Origin of the sequence: Amycolatopsis circi, assembly GCF_003385235.1 — a bacterium.
Classification (GTDB): Bacteria; Actinomycetota; Actinomycetes; order Mycobacteriales; family Pseudonocardiaceae; genus Amycolatopsis; species Amycolatopsis circi.
Window position 1 is genome coordinate 84,458 of sequence record NZ_PQIA01000002.1, and the last position, 16,619, is coordinate 101,076.

The 16,619-nt window shown below is 67.8% G+C and carries 18 protein-coding genes; 10 read left to right on the forward strand and 8 right to left on the reverse strand.

The window, feature by feature from the left end; translation table 11 throughout:
* Positions 1-30: 30 nt before the first annotated feature.
* Positions 31-207: a CsbD family protein gene (locus D0D37_RS00910; protein ID WP_116198546.1), complete on the reverse strand. Its 177-nt coding sequence runs from the start codon at positions 205-207 to the stop codon at positions 31-33.
* Between the two features lie 228 nt (positions 208-435).
* Here D0D37_RS00910 and D0D37_RS00915 point away from each other — a divergent pair, with 228 nt between their 5' ends.
* Positions 436-645 carry a TOBE domain-containing protein gene (locus D0D37_RS00915; protein WP_116198547.1) on the forward strand — a complete coding sequence of 70 codons (210 nt, stop codon included), beginning with the start codon at positions 436-438 and terminating at the stop codon, positions 643-645.
* A gap of 4 nt (positions 646-649) precedes the next feature.
* Here D0D37_RS00915 and pdxR read toward each other — a convergent pair whose 3' ends face one another.
* Positions 650-2,047, reverse strand: coding sequence for a MocR-like pyridoxine biosynthesis transcription factor PdxR (pdxR, locus tag D0D37_RS00920; protein WP_116198548.1), 1,398 nt, complete (start codon positions 2,045-2,047; stop codon positions 650-652).
* Positions 2,048-2,093: 46 nt separating this feature from the next.
* Between pdxR and D0D37_RS00925 the strand changes: the two genes are divergently transcribed.
* From D0D37_RS00925 to D0D37_RS00940, 5 genes are all read left to right on the forward strand, one after another.
* A complete protein-coding gene (locus D0D37_RS00925; RefSeq protein ID WP_116198549.1) occupies positions 2,094-2,579 on the forward strand; it encodes a carboxymuconolactone decarboxylase family protein in 486 nt (161 codons plus the stop codon).
* Between the two features lie 368 nt (positions 2,580-2,947).
* Entirely contained in the window at positions 2,948-4,141 is a 1,194-nt protein-coding gene (wecB, locus tag D0D37_RS00930; RefSeq protein ID WP_162834021.1) for a non-hydrolyzing UDP-N-acetylglucosamine 2-epimerase, read from the forward strand.
* Entirely contained in the window at positions 4,138-5,820 is a 1,683-nt protein-coding gene (locus D0D37_RS00935) for a DUF2334 domain-containing protein (protein ID WP_167493473.1), read from the forward strand. Before wecB ends, D0D37_RS00935 begins: the two co-directional genes overlap by 4 nt.
* Before the next feature lie 23 nt (positions 5,821-5,843).
* Positions 5,844-6,017 (forward strand): hypothetical protein, encoded by a 174-nt coding sequence (locus D0D37_RS46415; RefSeq protein ID WP_162834022.1) that lies wholly within the window; start codon positions 5,844-5,846, stop codon positions 6,015-6,017.
* Positions 6,014-7,282 (forward strand): glycosyltransferase family 2 protein, encoded by a 1,269-nt coding sequence (locus D0D37_RS00940; RefSeq protein ID WP_116198550.1) that lies wholly within the window; start codon positions 6,014-6,016, stop codon positions 7,280-7,282. Before D0D37_RS46415 ends, D0D37_RS00940 begins: the two co-directional genes overlap by 4 nt.
* 6 nt (positions 7,283-7,288) lie before the next feature.
* Here D0D37_RS00940 and D0D37_RS00945 read toward each other — a convergent pair whose 3' ends face one another.
* The 3 genes from D0D37_RS00945 to pdhA are packed head-to-tail and all read right to left on the reverse strand — an operon-like array spanning position 7,289 to position 10,649.
* Positions 7,289-8,536: a dihydrolipoamide acetyltransferase family protein gene (locus D0D37_RS00945; protein ID WP_116198551.1), complete on the reverse strand. Its 1,248-nt coding sequence runs from the start codon at positions 8,534-8,536 to the stop codon at positions 7,289-7,291.
* Entirely contained in the window at positions 8,536-9,552 is a 1,017-nt protein-coding gene (locus tag D0D37_RS00950) for an alpha-ketoacid dehydrogenase subunit beta (RefSeq protein WP_167493474.1), read from the reverse strand. Before D0D37_RS00950 ends, D0D37_RS00945 begins: the two co-directional genes overlap by 1 nt.
* Entirely contained in the window at positions 9,549-10,649 is a 1,101-nt protein-coding gene (gene pdhA, locus D0D37_RS00955; RefSeq protein WP_116198552.1) for a pyruvate dehydrogenase (acetyl-transferring) E1 component subunit alpha, read from the reverse strand. The genes D0D37_RS00950 and pdhA overlap by 4 nt, the downstream gene beginning before the upstream one ends.
* A 139-nt stretch (positions 10,650-10,788) precedes the next feature.
* On the opposite strand from pdhA, the gene D0D37_RS00960 reads away from it, so the two are divergent.
* Positions 10,789-11,241, forward strand: a complete 453-nt coding sequence (locus D0D37_RS00960; protein WP_235079332.1) for an Lrp/AsnC family transcriptional regulator — start codon at positions 10,789-10,791, stop codon at positions 11,239-11,241.
* A gap of 7 nt (positions 11,242-11,248) precedes the next feature.
* Here D0D37_RS00960 and D0D37_RS00965 read toward each other — a convergent pair whose 3' ends face one another.
* Together D0D37_RS00965 and D0D37_RS00970 are read right to left on the reverse strand one after the other, a co-directional pair.
* Entirely contained in the window at positions 11,249-11,737 is a 489-nt protein-coding gene (locus tag D0D37_RS00965; protein WP_116198553.1) for a GNAT family N-acetyltransferase, read from the reverse strand.
* A 43-nt stretch (positions 11,738-11,780) separates the two neighbouring features.
* The gene (locus tag D0D37_RS00970; protein WP_116198570.1) at positions 11,781-12,503 is read right to left on the reverse strand and encodes a VOC family protein; all 723 of its coding nucleotides are present in this window, start codon (positions 12,501-12,503) and stop codon (positions 11,781-11,783) included.
* A 151-nt stretch (positions 12,504-12,654) separates the two neighbouring features.
* Between D0D37_RS00970 and D0D37_RS00975 the strand changes: the two genes are divergently transcribed.
* A complete protein-coding gene (locus D0D37_RS00975) occupies positions 12,655-13,341 on the forward strand; it encodes a GNAT family N-acetyltransferase (protein WP_116198554.1) in 687 nt (228 codons plus the stop codon).
* Here the strand turns inward: D0D37_RS00975 and D0D37_RS00980 are convergent.
* Positions 13,323-14,048 carry an alpha/beta hydrolase gene (locus D0D37_RS00980; RefSeq protein ID WP_116198555.1) on the reverse strand — a complete coding sequence of 242 codons (726 nt, stop codon included), beginning with the start codon at positions 14,046-14,048 and terminating at the stop codon, positions 13,323-13,325. The genes D0D37_RS00975 and D0D37_RS00980 overlap by 19 nt on opposite strands.
* A gap of 163 nt (positions 14,049-14,211) precedes the next feature.
* On the opposite strand from D0D37_RS00980, the gene D0D37_RS00985 reads away from it, so the two are divergent.
* Entirely contained in the window at positions 14,212-14,982 is a 771-nt protein-coding gene (locus tag D0D37_RS00985) for a thioesterase II family protein (protein WP_116198556.1), read from the forward strand.
* A complete protein-coding gene (locus D0D37_RS00990; protein WP_116198557.1) occupies positions 14,975-16,543 on the forward strand; it encodes an acyl-CoA carboxylase subunit beta in 1,569 nt (522 codons plus the stop codon). Before D0D37_RS00985 ends, D0D37_RS00990 begins: the two co-directional genes overlap by 8 nt.
* Positions 16,544-16,619: the final 76 nt, after the last annotated feature.

Genomic DNA, 16,619 nt, shown 5'->3' on the forward strand with positions numbered 1-16,619 from the left:
GCCCCGGGCTTCTCGGCGACGTGCGTCCGGTCAGTCCTTGTTGCTCTTGAACGCGTCCTTCACCTTCTCGGCAGCCTGCTTCAGGTTGCCCTTGCCCTGCTCGGCCTTGCCTTCGGCCTGCCACTGCTCGTTGTCGGTGGCGTTGCCGACGGCTTCCTTTGCGCGGCCCTTAAGTTCTTCGGCCTTGTTCTCGGCTTTGTCGTTCATGACGGGTCCTCCCTTCTGGTGCCTCGCGACTCGGCTACCCGCTCCGCGGCGCGGCAAACCTGGGAAAACGCGGAATCGGCGCCGGGCTTAGTTCGCGAGCAGCACCTGCGGGCACGGCGGAGTGACTGCGTCCGCACCTGCTCCCGCCCGCCGCGGCACACGGCAGCGAACGCGGAGATTTCCCTTTACCGTGGCCGTGTTCTGTTCGGTTTCGAAGGGGTCCCAGCCATGCGTCTGTCCACTCGCAACCAGCTCGCCGGCACCGTTTCCGCGATCCAGCCCGGTGCGGTCATGACCGTGGTCACGGTTCAGCTCGACGGCGGGCAGTCCGTCGTCGCCTCGATCACCAAGGACGCCGCCGAGGACCTCGAACTCGAGGTCGGCAAGCCGGTGACCGCGCTGGTGAAGTCGACCGAGGTCATGCTCGGCGTCGAGTGACCGGCTACGGCAGCACCCGGCACAACGCGGCCAGTGCGCCCGACCACGCGCTCGCCGACGGCGTGCTGAAGCCGATCACCAGCGCGTCGCGGTCCGCGGGCGCCTCGGGGTGCCGGAACGCGCCGATTCCGTGCATGGCCAGCCCCTGCCACGCGGACCCTTGCACCACTGCGGTTTCCTCGCCGGACGGGACGTCCACGAGCACCTGCAATCCGGCCGACAGCCCGGTCACCCGCGTGTTCGGCGCGTGCTCGGCCAGCGCCGCGACGAGTTGGTCGCGTCGGCGGCGGTAGTGCAGGCGCATCGCGCGGATGTGCCGGTCGTAGCTGCCCGAAGTGATGAACTCGGCCATCGTGAGCTGGTCGAGCACGCCGGAGAACGGGTCGCGCTCGCCCTTGATCCCGGCGGCAATCCTGGCGATCCGCGGCGGCAGCACCATCCAGCCCAGGCGCAGGCCGGGAGCGAGAGCTTTGCTTGTGGTGCCAAGGTAAATCACGTGTTCCGGGTCGAGTCCCTGCATCGCGCCGACCGGGCTGCGGTCGTAGCGGAACTCGCCGTCGTAGTCGTCTTCCAGCACCAGGCCGCCGGTCCGGCGCGCCCAGTCCACCACCGCGGCGCGGCGGTCCGGATGCAGCGCGACACCGGTGGGGAACTGGTGCGACGGCGTCAGCAGTACCGCGCCGACACCAGGCAGGTCGTTGAGGTGCTCGACCATCGCGCCGTCCGCGTCCACCGGCAGTTGCGGCGTGGCCAGGCCGACCTTGGCGAGATGCGCGCGGTGCACCTGCAGGCCGTACGACTCCACGGCGACCGCCGGAGTCTCGCGCTGCTTCAGTACTTCGGCGAGCACGATGAGACTGTGCGACGTACCCGTGGAGATCATGATCTGGTCCGGGTGCGCGCGTACGCCGCGCGTACGGGCGAGGTACGCGGCGACGGCTTCGCGTAGCTCTGGGCGGCCGTAGGGACCGCCGTAGCCGAACGCGTCGTCGGGCGCGTCGGCCAGTGCGCGCCGTGCGGCTTTCAGCCAGTCTGCGCGAGGGAACGCGGACAGGTCCGGCTGACCGGGGCGTAGGTCGTGCACGATCGGGTGTCGTGGCGCGGGCTTCGGCACGGTCGGCGCGGGCGTGATTTCGGCGCGCGGGGCAACCCGAGTTGCGGAGCCCTGCCGAGCGGTGAGCCACCCCTCGGCGACGAGTTCCGCATACGCTTGCGCCACGGTGTTCCTGGCGATTCCGAGATCCGCGCCGAGCGTCCGGCTGGACGGCAGTTTCGCGCCTGGAGCGAGGCGGCCGGTGCGGATGGCGTCGCGCAGGGCCTCCATCAGGCCGTCGCGCAGGCGAGGCCCGCGCAGGTCGAGGTGGAGGTCTTCACTCAGCGAACTGGCCCACTCTGCGCGCACGGAAATGGACCATAACAGAGTGCCAATCGCTCGTAGGGTCGAAACCATGACCACGACAGAACGACTTCCGGTGCAACCGCCCCGTCTCAACCTGGCGGAGCTGGCCCCCGAGGCCTACAAGGCGATGATCCGTCTCGACGCCGCGACCCGCCACGGCTTCGACCCGACCCTGCGACAGCTGGTGCTGATCCGGGCGTCGCAGCTCAACCACTGTGCCTTCTGCATCGACATGCACTCGAAGGACGCGCTGGCGGCCGGCGAAACGACCGAGCGCGTCATCCAGCTCTCCGCGTGGCAGGAGTCGAAGCACTTCTACACGGCGAAGGAGGTCGCCGCGCTGGAGCTGACCGAAGCGGTCACCGTGCTCACCGACGGCTTCGTGCCCGACGACGTCTTCGCCCGCGCCGCCGAGCACTTCGAGGAGGCTGAGCTGGCTCAGCTGATCGCGACGATCACGGTGATCAACGCGTGGAACCGGTTCGCGGTCACCACGCGGATGGTGCCCGGCGAATACGTTCCGGGGAAGCATTGACCTGGTGGTCTGGACCACTATGTGAGCAGGATCGCGGACGGCCATACCGTCGGTTTGACCGGGTAATGGAAAAAAGGCATCCGAGGTTTCGGGTGCCCTTTTCCGAGTCTGGTGACTTAACCGATCCAGCGTGATTACTGAGCGTGCTTGGCATGCCTGGTGCATCCAGGGTTGAGCAAGTAAGCGGCGGCTTAAAACCGTGGTGCAAGGCCATTTGGTGTCTTCCTGACGGCTTGTGACGGCGACTACTGACGGTGAGTTTTACCCGCGAGGGTGAGGTTGATTCCGGATGCCGTAGTTAGCGTGGTCGGCGCGATCCAGGGACTTTTCCCGGGTCGCGTCCGCTCTCGCCGAAATGGAGTTCCGTGATGACCCGGGGTGACGCACCGGTGGTCTGGCTGATTGCCGGAACCCGGCCGGAGGCGATCAAAATGGCGCCGGTCGTGCAGGAGATGCGCCGGTCCGGACGGCTGGAGCCGGTGCTCGTCGCGACCGGGCAGCATCCGGAACTGGTCGACCAAGTGCTCGCGGCGTTCTCGCTGACCCCGGATCTGCGGCTCGCCCTGAACCGGGTCGACGGCGGTCAGCCGGAGTTGTTCTCGCAGCTCGTCACCGGCCTCGATGCGCTCGCCGCGCAGCGCCCGCCCGCGGCGGTGCTCGTGCAGGGTGATACGACGTCCACTGTGGCCGGTGCGCTGGTCGCGTTCTGGCGCAGGATTCCCGTCGTGCATCTGGAAGCCGGGCTGCGCTCGTTCGACCTGCAGTCGCCCTTCCCGGAGGAGCTGAACCGGCGGCTGGTCACCCAAGCCGCGAGTCTGCACCTGGCCCCGACGCCGACGGCCGCGGAGAACCTGCGTGCCGAAAGTGTCGACGACAGCGTCTTGCTGGTCACCGGAAACACTGTCGTCGACGCGATTTCCCGGGTGACTGATCGGGGAGTGTCCTTTGCCGACAGTGCGGTCGCCGACGTAGTCGAGTCGGCGACGCGGGGCGAGTGCCGGTTGGTTCTGGTGACTGCGCACCGCCGAGAGTCCTGGGGCGCGCCGCTGACCCGCATTTTGTCCGCTGTGGACACTCTGCTCGCGCGTCATCCGGACGTTCGCGTGTTGCTGCCAATGCACCCGAACCCGGCGGTGCAGGAGGCGGTCACTTCGGCGCTCGCCGGGCACCCGCGCGTAGTGCTTACTCCGGCGCTGCCTTATGAACAGACCGCGGCGGCGATCGCGGCGAGTTCACTCGTGCTGTCCGATTCCGGTGGTATTCAAGAAGAAGCGCCGACTTTCAAGGTGCCGGTGCTGGTGCTGCGGGACACGACGGAACGGATGGAAGCCGTCAACGCCGGTTGTGCGATGCTCGTCGGCACGGACGCCGATCTGATCGTGGAGACCGTGTCGCGGCTGTTGTCCGACCCGGCGCAGCGGGCCGCGATGAACGCGCGCACCAATCCGTTCGGCGACGGCCGGGCCGCGGAACGCACCGAGCAAGCGGTGGCCTGGCTGCTCGGTCTGACCGCCGAAGCGCCGGAGTCGTTCGTACCGGAGTTCGCTGAGGTTGTGCAGTGAACCAACGGTTCCCGGCATGGTTGCGGCTCGGGATCATTGTCGTCGCGGTCGTCAGCTTGGTGGGCGGGATCGTCGTGGTGGTCTCGGACGACAGTTCTGGATCGGAGGCCGCCGCTCCGATGGAACCGGCTCTGCGGCAACCGAAAATTGGCCTGGCCGGTCCTGGCGGACGTGACGACCGGCGCACTTTAGTGCTCTTCGATGACGGGCGGCGGTTGCGGCCGAGTCCTCCTGCGACGCAGGTCGCCGAGGAGGCACAAGCCAACGCGATCCAGACGGCGAACCTGGTTTCCCGTTCCACCGCTTGGCGAATGCTGCCCGCCGCCGACTACCAGCGCGGCCAGCTGAACGAGTACCAGGCGGTCGTCTACGTCGGCACGGTTTACGACGCGCAGCTTCCTTCCGCGTTGCTGGACGACGTGAGCCGGACTCGGCTGCCGGTGGTGTGGATCGGCAGCAATATCTGGCAGTTGTTCGACCACGCGCCGACGCTGGCCGGAAAATGGGGTTGGACGTGGGCTCCGTTCCGGGAGGACAAGGTCACGACGGTGTCCTATCGGGACACTGACCTGCGACGCGATCCGAACGCGGGGGTCGATGTCGTGAGAGTGCGGGTGACCTCACCGAAGGCGAAGGTGCTGGCGCAGGCGAAATCCGAGGAGGGTGTGACATCGCCGTGGGCAGTCCACAGTGGATCTTTCACCTACCTTGCCGAAGTGCCGTATTCCTACGTGGGTGCGAGTGATCGCTATCTGGCGGCTGCGGACATTCTGCTCGGCGTGCTCGCACCGGACGCTCCGGAACGTCGACGTGCTCTCGTGCGGATCGAGGACATCGGCCCGCGTACGCCGCCCGCTGAAGTTCGGGCGATCACCGACTACCTCAGCGGCCGCGGTGTGCCGTTCTCGCTGGCGGTGTACCCGTATTACGCGGATCCGCGCGGGGAAGCGAACGGCGGCAAGCCGACCTACGCGCGCTTGGTGGACAGTCCGGAACTCGTTGCGGCTCTGCGCGATGCGGTCGCGCGTGGCGGAAACTTGGTGATGCACGGCTACAGTCATCAATACGGCGAGACGGACAACCCGTACTCGGGAACCAGTGCCGCGGACTACGAGTTCTACCGGGCGACCGTCGATCACAAGGACAATGTGCGGCTCAGCGGTCCGGTGCCGGAGGATTCGCCGGAGTGGTTCCGCAGCCGTATCGCGACCGGGCTCGCCGAGTTCGACCGGGTCGGCCTGCCGCGGCCGGACGCGTTCGAGTTCCCGCATTACGGCGGTTCCGCAGTGGACTACCAGGAGGCCGGGCGGATCTTCCCGATGCGGTACGACCGGGGCAGCTACTACGCCGGGCAGTGCGACGGCGGCCAATGTGGACTGACCGACGTGTCCTATCGCGAGGTATACGGCCAGTTCTTCCCGTATCCGGTCCGCGACGTCTACGGGACTGTCGTGGTGCCGGAGAACGTCGGCAACGTGGCTCCGGCCAAATTCAACCAGCACGCCGCGCGCACTGCTGACGACATCCTGGCCGACGCGAAAACCCATCGCGTGGTGACCGATAGCGTCGTCAGCTTCTACTATCACCCGTTTCTTGGCATCGGCGACCTTCAGAAGGTAGTCGAAGGCATCGAGGGGCTCGGCTATCGCTTCGTGTCTCCCGCCGCCGTTACTGCTTGAGTTTTTCGCTGGAAGGAAAAGAAATGTCTGTCACCCGGGTCGCACCCGCGGTCGTGTCCGCTGCCGCGATCGGTGTCGCACCGTTCCACGGGGTGCTGTGGTTTGTCCTGTCCGTCGTCGGCTTCGTGGCGATGGCGTTCACGGTTCGCTCGGTCCGGCTACGCGCCCACGTGTCCCGGGGTCGGCACTCGGCATGACACAGCCGTGGTGGTTCGTGCTGCTGCTGTGCTGGTGGCCGGTGCACAACCTGGTACTGGCGGCCTTCGCCTGGCGCGCGCCTCGGCCTGCTTCGGAACGTTCGCCGCGCCCGTTGCTGTTCTGGATTGTCATTCCGGCGCTGAACGAAGAACGCGTTATCGCCAACACGGTGCGGAACGCGTTACGGCTCGGCAATCCGGAAACTCCGGTGCGAGTGCTGGTCATTGACGACGGCTCTGACGACGGCACGCCGGAGATCGTCGCGAGCATTGCCGACGATCGGCTGCATGTTCTGCGACGTCATTTGCCGCAGGCCCGGCGGGGCAAGGGTGAGGCGCTTAACGCGGGTCATCGGTACATCGACGCCATTGCCGAGCGGGAAGGCACGGTGTCGCAGACCGTCGTGGGCATCATCGACGGGGACGGGCGCGGCAGTGCTGGATTGCTCACGGAAGTAGCGGCGATGCTGCGGAGCCGCGGTGTCGGTGCGGTGCAGTGCCGGGTGCGGATCCACAATAGACACCGGTTGCTGGCCTTGTTGCAGGACCTGGAGTTCGGCGCGATCGCGGATGCTTCGCAGTCGTTGCGTGACGTCCTCGGCAGTGTCGGGATGGGTGGCAACGGACAGTTCACGCGATTGTCGGTGTTGCGTAAGTTCGGGCCGTCGCCGTGGAGCGACTGCCTGGTCGAGGATCTTGAATTGGGTCTGCGGCTGCACTTGGCCGGGGTGCGGATCCGGTACACGCAGCGGGCTTGGGTGACTCAGCAAGGGCTGGAAGACACCCGTCGACTGCTGCGGCAGCGAACCCGCTGGGCACAGGGAAATCTCCAGTGTTCACGGCATCTGCGCAGTCTCGCGACCTCGCGATTCATTGCTGGGACGGGGTTGTTCGACTTTCTGGTCTACCTCGTCGTGCCGTGGCTGACTGTTCCGCTGTCGTTGCTCGCCGCAGCGCTGCTGGTGATCGTGCCGGTGGCGTTGCTGACTGGAAACACGTTCGGCGGTTTGGTCGCGGAGACCGGGAATCTGGCGCAGGCAGTGGGGTGGTGGCTGGCAGCGTTGCTGTTGCCCGGAATCATGTGGGCGATCGTCTACTTTGTCCGGTTGCGTGACGAGCCGTTGCACCGGGCGTTGCTGGCCGGGCTGTGCTATCCGGCGTTCCTGTTGCTCGGCGTGCTGGCGACGTGGCGTGCCGTGTTACGGATCGTCTTGAAGCGGAACGTGTGGGCGAAAACGGAAAGGCTGGCAGAGTTGCCAGCCTGACCGTCCTCAGAGAGTGCGCAGCAGCCGTACTGGGTTTTCCATGCAGTCGGCGACGAAGCGGAGGAATCCGCCCGCGGTGCCGCCGTCGCAGACGCGGTGGTCGAACGCCAGTGTCAGCTCGGTGATCTTGCGGGCGGTGACCTCACCGTCGACAATCCACGGCCGGTCGATGATCCGGCCGACGCCGAGGATCGCCACCTCGGGGTAGTTGATGATGGCGGCCGAACCGTCCACTCCGAACACGCCGTAGTTGTTGACGGTGAACGTGCCGCCGGTGAGGTCGGCCGGAGCGAGCCGTCCGGAGCGGGCTTGTTCGGTGCGGTCGGCGAGAGCCGCCGACAGGTCTTCCAGCGTGTGCTGGTGGGCGTTCTGGACCACCGGGACGACCAGGCCGCGGTCTGTCTGCGCGGCGAATCCCAAGTGGACCGCGGATGGAATGACGATCTCGTCGCCTTCCAAATGCGCGTTCAGCTCAGGGAATCGGCGCAGGCCCGCGACGGCGAAGCGGGCGATGAGCGCGAGCAGGCTGATCTTCGGGGCGTGCGGATCGCTGTTGAGCGCCGTGCGCAGCTGCAGCAACTCGGTCGCGTCGACGTCCACCCAGACGGTCGCCTCAGGGATCTCGCGGCGGGAGCGGGTGAGTTTGTCGGCGACGGTTTTGCGCAGGCCGCGCAGGGGGATTCGCTGCTCGTCCGGAGTCGCTGCCGGGGTCGCTTGGGTCGCCGGGGTGGTGATCGCGCGTTCCACGTCGGCGCGGCTCACGATGCCGTCGGTGCCGGTTCCGGTGAGCGCGTGAAGGTCCACTCCGGACTCGCGGGCGAGACGGCGGACTAGCGGTGACACGACGCGGATTCGGTCCGAAGTGGACCTTGCTGCCGCGGCGGGCGCTGATGCTGGTGCTGGTGCCTTGCTGCCGCGTGGCCGCCTCGCCCGTCGAGTGCGAGTCTGGCTGGTGCCATAGCCGATCAGGACGTTTCCGCTGCCCTCCGGCGTGACGACGCCAGGTTCGGTGAAGTCCGCGGCACTGTCCACAGTGATCAACGGGCTGCCGACGGTCAGCACTTCGCCCGCCGTTCCGTGCAGCGTCGCGACCCGGCCCGCGAACGGCACCGGGACCTCGACGCTGGCCTTCGCGGTTTCGACCTCCACCACGGTCTGGTCGACCGTGACGGTGTCGCCGACCGCGACGTGCCACGCGACGATCTCTGCCTCGGTCAGACCTTCGCCGAGGTCGGGCAGCTTGAAGACGGCCATCACTTCTCCCCGTCGAGCGATGCCGCGTCGTCCCACTGGAGCCGCTCGATCGCGTCCAGGATCCGGTCGACGCCCGGCAGGTGGTGCTGTTCCAGATTCGGTGCGGGATACGGAATGTCGAACCCGGCGACGCGCAACACCGGTGCTTCCAGGTAATGGAAACAATGCTCGGACAACTGCGCGGCGACCTCGGCACCGTAGCCGCAGAATCGGCTCGCCTCGTGCACGACGACTGCGCGGCCGGTGCGTCGTACAGATGCGGCGACCGTCTCCAGATCGAATGGCGCGAGGCTGCGCAAATCGATCACTTCGGCGTTATAACCTTCTTCCGCGGCGGCTTCGGCTGCTTCGAGCGTCGTGCCGAGTGCGCCGCCGTAGGAAATGAGGGTGACGTCGCTGCCTTCGCGGCAAATCACTGCCTTGTCAAGACCGGGCGAACGGCGTTGCGGGTCAACGGTTCCCTTTTCCCAATACCGGCGCTTGGGTTCGAGGAAAATGACCGGGTCCGGGCTGTCGATCGCTTCGCGCAGCAGGGTGTAGGCGTCGTCCGGCGTGGCCGGGGTGACGACGCGCAGGCCAGCCGTGTGCGTGTAGTAGACCTCGGACGAGTCGCAGTGGTGCTCGACGCCGCCGATGCCGCCGCCGTACGGCACCCGGATGACGACGGGCAGTTCGACCTGGCCCTTGGTGCGGTTGCGGAGTTTGGCGAGGTGGCTGGTGATCTGCTCGAACGCGGGGTAGGCGAACGCGTCGAACTGCATCTCGATCACTGGGCGCAGGCCGTTCATCGCCATCCCGATCGCAGTGCCGACGATGCCCGATTCGGCCAGCGGCGAGTCGAAGACGCGGGCGTCGCCGAAACGTGCGGCGAGGCCGTCGGTGACGCGGAAGACGCCGCCGAGCGTGCCGACGTCCTCGCCGAAGACGAGTACGCGGTCGTCCTCGGCGAGTGCGTCGGCCAGTGCGCGGTTGAGCGCTCCGGCGAGGGACAGCGTCGTGTCCAGAGTGGCGGTCATGCCTGGTCCTCGGTGTTCTCGTGCGCCAGTTCGGCGGCCTGCTGTCGCAACGCGGCGGTCGGTTCGGCGTAGACGTGCCGGAAGAGATCTGCCGGGTCGAGCTGGGTGTCGACGTTCATCCGCTCGCGCAACGCGGCTGCTTCCTCTTCGGCGCGCGCGTCGATCTCCTGCTGCGCCTTGTCGTCGAGGAGGCCACGGTCGGTGAGGTACTGCTTGAGACGGCTGATCGGGTCGCGCGTGAGCCACTTCTCCACTTCGGCCTTGTCGCGGTAGCGCGTCGCGTCGTCGGCGTTGGTGTGCGACTCCATGCGGTAGGTGACAGCTTCGATGAGCGTCGGTCCTTCACCCGCTGCGGCACGCTCGACAGCCTGCTCGACGACAGCGTGTACGGCGGCCGCGTCGTTCCCGTCGACGAGTACGGACGGCATGCCGTAGCCGACACCCTTGTACGCGAGCGAAGGCGCAGCCGTCTGCTTCTCGAGCGGGACGCTGATGGCGTAGCCGTTGTTCTGTACGAGGAAGACGACCGGAGCCTTCCAGACGGCGGCGAAGTTCAGCGCTTCGTGCGTGTCGCCTTCACTGGTGGCACCGTCACCGACGAGAACGAGCGAGACGGTGTCCTCGCCCTTCACACGCGCAGCGTGCGCGAAGCCCACAGCGTGCAGCGTGTTGGTGGCGAGCGGCGTGCACTGCGGAGCGACGTTGGCGCGGTAGGGGTCATAGCCGCAGTGCCAGTCGCCGCGCAGCAGCGTGAGCACCTCGACCGGGTCGACGCCGCGCGCGACGACGGCCATCGAGTCGCGGTAGGTGGGGAAAAGCCAGTCCTGCGGGCGAAGCGCGAGGATCGAGCCGATCTCGGCGGCCTCCTGCCCGCGCGCCGACGGGTACACCGCGAGCCGGCCCTGTTTGGTGAGCGCGGTGGCCTGGGTGTCGAAGCGGCGTCCGGAAACCATGCCGCGGTAGAGGCGCAGCAGGACGTCGTCCGCGGGCATCGCGAGCGCCGGGTCGGGCGTCGGCGCGCCGTCGGCGGTCACGAGGCCGAGCGGCTCGTCGCTGGGCAGGAAATAGGACGCGGCAGTGCGTTCCGTGGTGGTCACCGACAGCTCCCATCGACAAGACGAGTAGGCCCTGATACTCGCTTTTGGCCGATCAGGGATCCAGACTTGACAAGGAACTGTGGAATGATGGCCGGGTTGTGGAGTACCGATTGGACGATTGGCTTGCGAGGTGGCGCGGATGTCCCAGCCGGGTGGACAAATGGCAGCGGCGCTGGACGAGGTCGACCTGAAACTGATCGCCGAGCTGAAGAAAGACGGCCGCGCCTCGATGCGCGCTCTCGCCGAACGCGCGCACATTTCGCGGGCCGGCTGCTACACGCGCGTGGAGCGGCTGCACCGCGAGGGAGTGATCACGGGGTACGCGGCTGTCACCGATCCGCGCCGGATGGGACAGGGGCTGGCGGCGTACGTGTACTTGAAGGTCACGCAGAACTCGTGGCGCACGGTGAGCGCGGAACTTAAGCACATCCCGGAAATCGAACACGGCGGCCTGGTGTCCGGGGACAACGACCTGATCCTGTTCGTGCGAACCCGCGACGCGGACAGCCTGCGGGACTTGGTGTTCGAACGGCTGCAGTCCATGCCGGACGTGCTCTCGACGCACACCGTGCTGGTGTTCGACGAGCTGTGAACCCTGGTCAGGCCGCTTTGACCAGGTAGACCGCGAGCCGGAGGAGACCGGTCGCTTCGAACGGCATCGGCGTGCGGCGGTAGCCGGCCCGTTCGTAGAGGGCGATGTTGCGTTCGCTGGACGCGCCGGTGAAGAGGACGTACTGCTTCGTCTCCGGCGGGGCATGGCGTTCGGCGTGCTCAAGGAGGAGCCGCCCGAGACCGCGCCCGGCCAGGTCCGGCGCGACCATCAGGCGGCCGATCTCCCAGCCGTCGTTCTCGACGGTGCGTGCGCGGACCGCGCCGACGAGCCGGTGTCCTTGCCGGACGACCCAGCTTTGCCAGGTCTTGACGGCCTCGCGGACCTCGGTCAGGTCTTCGGTGAGCGCGGGATGCTCCAGGGTGTTGTTGAGCAGGGCTTCCTGCACCCAGCAACACCGCTGGAGCACCATCAGCTCGGCGGCGTCGTCGGAGGTCGCGGGGAGCAGGGTCGCGCCGGGGAGGGTTTCGAGGTCCACCTCTCCTGTTCTAGCACCGAGTTCCGGGCAATGGGGCCGGGATTCAGGAGCCCAGGACGAACTCCGCGCCGAACGGATCGCGGACGGTCACCATGCGCCCGTACGGGCTGTCCTGCGCTTCGACGACTTCCCCGCCGTGCTCGACCGCCTGGGTGCCCGCCGCGTCGGCGTCGGTGACGAGGAAGAGGGTGCCCCACGCCGGTGCTGGGACGGTTGGGTCGCCGATGATGCCGCCGATTTCGTGGCCGTCCGGGCGGCGGAGGAAGGTGAAGTCGACGCCGGGGAGGGTGTCGTTGCCGTCGAGTGTGAAGGCGAAGACCTCGCAGTAGAAGTCGCGCGCCGGGGTGGGGGCTGGCGTGACGAGGTCGTTGCGCATCAGGGTGCAGGCTTCGTTGACGAGTCGGGCGCCGGGGAGTTTGCGGCCTTGCCAGATCCCGAACCGCGCCCCGGTCGGGTCTTCCGCGACGGCGATGCGGGCGTGGTCTCCGTCGTCGTGGGGTGGGTCGAGGAGCTTGCCACCTGCGGCGGTGACGGCTTTCGCGGTGCCGTCGCAGTCGTCGGTGGCGAAGTAGACCGTCCAGACCGGACTGGGGTCGGTTGCCTGGCGCAGACCGGCGACGGGGAGGTCGCGCAGCAGACAGTGGCCGCCGTCGAAGGTCCAGCCGAGGACGGCACCGTAGAAGCGTCGCGCGCGGTCCAGGTCCGGCACGGCGAGGTCGATCCAGGTCGGGGTGCCGAGCGGCTGGTTGCGGTCGACGGTGCTCATCGAGGTCCCTTCGTCGGTGATGGCGGCGACGTTATGGCGCATTGCGGACAGCCGCGGTCCTCGGCTGCTCAGCATGTGGGAGGAGGTGGCCGGGTCCGGTTCAGGGCACGCATTCTTGATCGGGCACCCCGGATCGGAATGGCAGGCGAGAATGAGCACGTCCCCGCTCGAAAACCCCGCTTGGGCCGCGTTGAGCGGTCCGCACGCGTCGTTCGCGGAGCAGAAGGGGCAGGTGCTGCGGTATCCGGTGGACGTCTCTCCGTTCCTCGCCGTGCCGGACCAGCCGGACGAACACGTGTGGCACGACATCGCCGACCTCATCGGGCCGGCTGCGTCGACGGTCGTGGTAGGCCGGGTCGGGACGCCGCCGCCCGCGGACTGGACAGTGGAGGCCGAGATCGCCGGGGTGCAGATGGACGGTTCGGCCGCCCCGGCGGTCGCCGACGCGGAGGCGGTGCGGCTGACCGCAGCGGACGTGCCGGAGATGCTCGATCTGGTGTCGCGGACGAAGCCCGGTCCTTTCCTGCCGCGGACGATCACCTTGGGTACCTATCTTGGCATTCGCCGTGACGGGGCGCTGGTGGCGATGGCGGGCGAGCGGATGCATCCGCCGGGGTGGACGGAGATCAGTGCGGTCTGCACGGATCCGGAGTTTCAAGGGCAGGGGCTGGCGGCCCGGCTGGTTCTGGCGGTGGCCGCCGGCATCCGGGAGCGCGGGGAACGGCCGTTTCTCCACGCCGCCGGGACGAACACCGGCGCGATCCGGTTGTACGAGAAGCTGGGGTTCCGGCTTGCCCGGGAGATGCAGTTCGGCGTCTATCAGGCTCCGTCGCTGTAGTCGGCGGTTCCGGCGAGGATTTCGGCCAGGCCCGTCGGGCGGAGCAGCGGGTCGATGTGGCCGACGGGCAGGGAGTGCACGTCGAAGGGGTTGCCGGGGGTCAGGGCGTCGGCTTCTTCGATGAAGTGGTCTTGCAGTGCGAGGGGCATGCTGGTGTCGGCGGTCAGCCGGACGTAGGTGTGCGGGATTCGGCCCCAGGTGGCTGGGTCTATGAGGTCGGTACCGGTGTCTCGCGATTCGTCGGTGTCGAGGGCCGACCGGAAGGCGACGATTTCTGCGCCGGTGTCGGGTGATCTGAAGGCTGGGGTGGCTAGGTAGTCGGTGGCCGTGCCAGTTACGCAGCACCAGGCGGAGACGTAGACGGTTCGGGCCAGCAGGTCCGGGACGGCGTTGGCGACGCTCGTGACGGTGAATCCGCCGCGGCTGTGGCCGACCAGGATGACGGGACCGTGCTTGCGTACGCGGCGGACGGTCTCGGCGACGTGCGCGACGTTGTCGGCGTGCGTGATGCCAGCCATGGGCGACGGTTCTTCGGTGAAGGCTGCGCGGTCTTGGGCCTCGCAGGCGGTTGAGAAGCCAGCGGTGCCGTGGCCGGGTAGGTCTACGGCCAGGCTGCGGTGGCCGCGCAGGGCCAGTTCGCGTTGGAGTGCGGTGGAGCGGCGTCCGGAGGCATGGGAGCCGAGGACGAGGACGAACGTTGGCTGCATGCGAGGGAATCCTTCTGTCCAGGGGCCGGACTTGACTGTCCATTGTGGATCTAGGGGGAGTTAGGGGTCGTTGCGCGCGGTGGGCGCGGTTACCGTGGGTCGGCGAAGAAGGATCCGTGGCCGGGTCGTCCCGGCGCAGACGTCGGAAAGGCGGTGGGACGACATGACGGGTAGCGCGAATTCCGACGAGGACAGCTGGTTTCGCCGCTTCCACACGTCGCCCGAGGCGAAGGCAAGGCTGGTGTGCCTGCCGCACGCCGGAGGTTCGGCCCCGTTCTACTTCCCGGTTTCGCGGGCGCTGACGCCGGACATCGAGGTGCTGGCGGTGCAGTACCCGGGCCGCCAGGACCGGCGGCACGAGCCGTTCCTGACCACCGTCGACGCGCTGGCCGACCGGATCGCCGAGCTGCTGCGCGGGCGCGACGACCTGCCGCTGGGGTTGTTCGGCCACAGCATGGGCGCGATGATCGCTTTCGAGGTGACCCGCAGGCTGGAGGCCGCGGGCACCGCGGTGGACACGCTGTTCGTGTCCGGCCGCCGCGCGCCCTCTCGGCGTCGCGACGAGAACGTGCACACCCGCACCGACGACGGCGTGATCGACGAACTGCGCCGGTTGAGCGGCACCGAAATGGACCTGCTCGGCGATGACGATGTCGTGCGTATGATCCTTCCTGTGGTGCGCAACGACTATCGCGCCGTGGAGACCTACCGGTACCAGCCGGGCTCGCCGCTGGCGGCCCCGGTGGTTGCGTTCACCGGCACCGACGACCCGGTCGCCTCGGTCGACGAGGTCCGGTCGTGGGGCGAGCACACTTCGGCGGGCTTCGAGCTGGTCCCGCTCGCCGGCGGGCATTTCTTCCTGACCCGCCACCAGGACGTGATTCTCCGGTATCTGACCGATCGGCTTGTCGACAAGGGGCGTGCACATGTCTGAGGCACTGGCGGTCGGATTCGACAGCAGGCTCGAGGAACTGCGGGAGATCAAGGAGGCCGCGCGCCGTGGCCCCGACGACGCCGCGACCGCCCGGCAGCACGACCGCGGCAAGCTGACCGCGCACGAGCGCATCGAGCTGCTCCTTGACCCGGGTTCGTTCACCGAGATCGAGTCCTTGCGCCGGCACCGCGCGACGGCCTTCGGGCTCGAACACCGGAAGCCGTATTCGGACGGCGTGGTGTGCGGCTGGGGGACCGTCTACGGGCGCACGGTTTTCGTGTATGCCCACGACTTCCGCATTTTCGGCGGCGCGCTTGGCGAGGCGCACGCGCAGAAGATCCACAAGGTGATGGATCTCGCCGCGGCGGCCGGTGCGCCGCTGGTGTCGCTCAACGACGGCGCGGGCGCGCGGATTCAGGAGGGCGTGACGGCGCTCGCCGGGTACGGCGGGATTTTCCAGCGCAACGCCCGGTCTTCGGGGGTCATTCCGCAGATCTCGGTGATGCTCGGCCCGTGCGCTGGTGGTGCCGCGTACTCGCCCGCGTTGACGGATTTCGTGTTCATGGTGCGCGAAACCTCGCAGATGTTCATCACCGGTCCGGACGTGGTGCACGCGGTGACCGGCGAGGAGATCACCCAGAACGGCCTTGGCGGCGCGGACGTGCACGCCTCGACGTCGGGCGTCGCCGCGTTTGTCTACGACGACGAACCCAGCTGTCTTGAGGACGTGCGGTACCTGATTTCGTTGTTGCCCTCCAACAACAACGAGGTGCCGCCGGTGGAGCCGACGGCCGATCCGGCGGACCGCTGTACGGACAAGCTGCTTGAGGTGGTGCCGACGGACTCGGCGCGCGCGTACGACATGTGTGCCGTGATCGAGGAAATCGTCGACGACGGCGAGTTCCTCCAGGTGCACGCCGGTTGGGCGACGAACGTGGTGTGCGCCTTGGCGCGGCTCGACGGGCATGTGGTCGGGATCGTGGCGAACCAGCCGGCGACGCTCGCCGGGGTGCTCGACATCGAGGCGAGCGAGAAGGCCGCGCGGTTCGTGCAGACGTGCGACGCGTTCAATATTCCGCTGGTGACGATGGTCGACGTGCCGGGCTTCCTGCCAGGGGTGGACCAGGAACACGGCGGCATCATCCGGCACGGCGCGAAGCTGTTGTATTCCTACTGCAACGCGACGGTGCCGCGGGTGCAGATGATCCTGCGCAAGGCGTACGGCGGCGCCTACATCGTGATGGACTCGCGGTCGATCGGCGCGGACGTTTCGCTGGCGTGGCCGACGAACGAGATCGCGGTGATGGGCGCGGAGGGCGCGGCGAACGTGATCTTCCGGCGCGAGATCAATGCGGCCGACGACCCGGAGGCGGTGCGGCGGCAGAAGATCAAGGAGTACAAGACCGAGCTGATGCATCCGTACTACGCGGCCGAACGCGGGCTGGTCGACGACGTGATCGAGCCCGGCCGGACGCGGGAGATGCTGATCCGGTCGCTGGCGATGTTGCGGGCCAAGCACGCCGACGTTCCGGCGCGCAAGCACGGGAACCCGCCGATGTGATGGCGGTCCGGGTCGCGCGTCGAGGAACGGGTGTGGCGGCTGTCTCGTATACACATTTGACGCTGCCACCCAATAG

What these genes read in the sequence shown, in the direction of transcription:
- D0D37_RS00970 (WP_116198570.1), bottom strand. Translation starts at nt 12,503, where the DNA reads ATGAGCACCGTCGACCGCAACCAGCCGCTCGGCACCCCGACCTGGATC.
- D0D37_RS00940 (WP_116198550.1), top strand. Translation starts at nt 6,014, where the DNA reads ATGACACAGCCGTGGTGGTTCGTGCTGCTGCTGTGCTGGTGGCCGGTG.
- D0D37_RS00915 (WP_116198547.1), top strand. Translation starts at nt 436, where the DNA reads ATGCGTCTGTCCACTCGCAACCAGCTCGCCGGCACCGTTTCCGCGATC.
- D0D37_RS00925 (WP_116198549.1), top strand. Translation starts at nt 2,094, where the DNA reads ATGACCACGACAGAACGACTTCCGGTGCAACCGCCCCGTCTCAACCTG.
- D0D37_RS00985 (WP_116198556.1), top strand. Translation starts at nt 14,212, where the DNA reads ATGACGGGTAGCGCGAATTCCGACGAGGACAGCTGGTTTCGCCGCTTC.
- D0D37_RS46415 (WP_162834022.1), top strand. Translation starts at nt 5,844, where the DNA reads ATGTCTGTCACCCGGGTCGCACCCGCGGTCGTGTCCGCTGCCGCGATC.
- D0D37_RS00975 (WP_116198554.1), top strand. Translation starts at nt 12,655, where the DNA reads ATGAGCACGTCCCCGCTCGAAAACCCCGCTTGGGCCGCGTTGAGCGGT.
- D0D37_RS00990 (WP_116198557.1), top strand. Translation starts at nt 14,975, where the DNA reads ATGTCTGAGGCACTGGCGGTCGGATTCGACAGCAGGCTCGAGGAACTG.
- D0D37_RS00960 (WP_235079332.1), top strand. Translation starts at nt 10,789, where the DNA reads ATGTCCCAGCCGGGTGGACAAATGGCAGCGGCGCTGGACGAGGTCGAC.
- D0D37_RS00950 (WP_167493474.1), bottom strand. Translation starts at nt 9,552, where the DNA reads ATGACCGCCACTCTGGACACGACGCTGTCCCTCGCCGGAGCGCTCAAC.
- D0D37_RS00910 (WP_116198546.1), bottom strand. Translation starts at nt 207, where the DNA reads ATGAACGACAAAGCCGAGAACAAGGCCGAAGAACTTAAGGGCCGCGCA.
- D0D37_RS00980 (WP_116198555.1), bottom strand. Translation starts at nt 14,048, where the DNA reads ATGCAGCCAACGTTCGTCCTCGTCCTCGGCTCCCATGCCTCCGGACGC.
- wecB (WP_162834021.1), top strand. Translation starts at nt 2,948, where the DNA reads ATGACCCGGGGTGACGCACCGGTGGTCTGGCTGATTGCCGGAACCCGG.
- D0D37_RS00945 (WP_116198551.1), bottom strand. Translation starts at nt 8,536, where the DNA reads ATGGCCGTCTTCAAGCTGCCCGACCTCGGCGAAGGTCTGACCGAGGCA.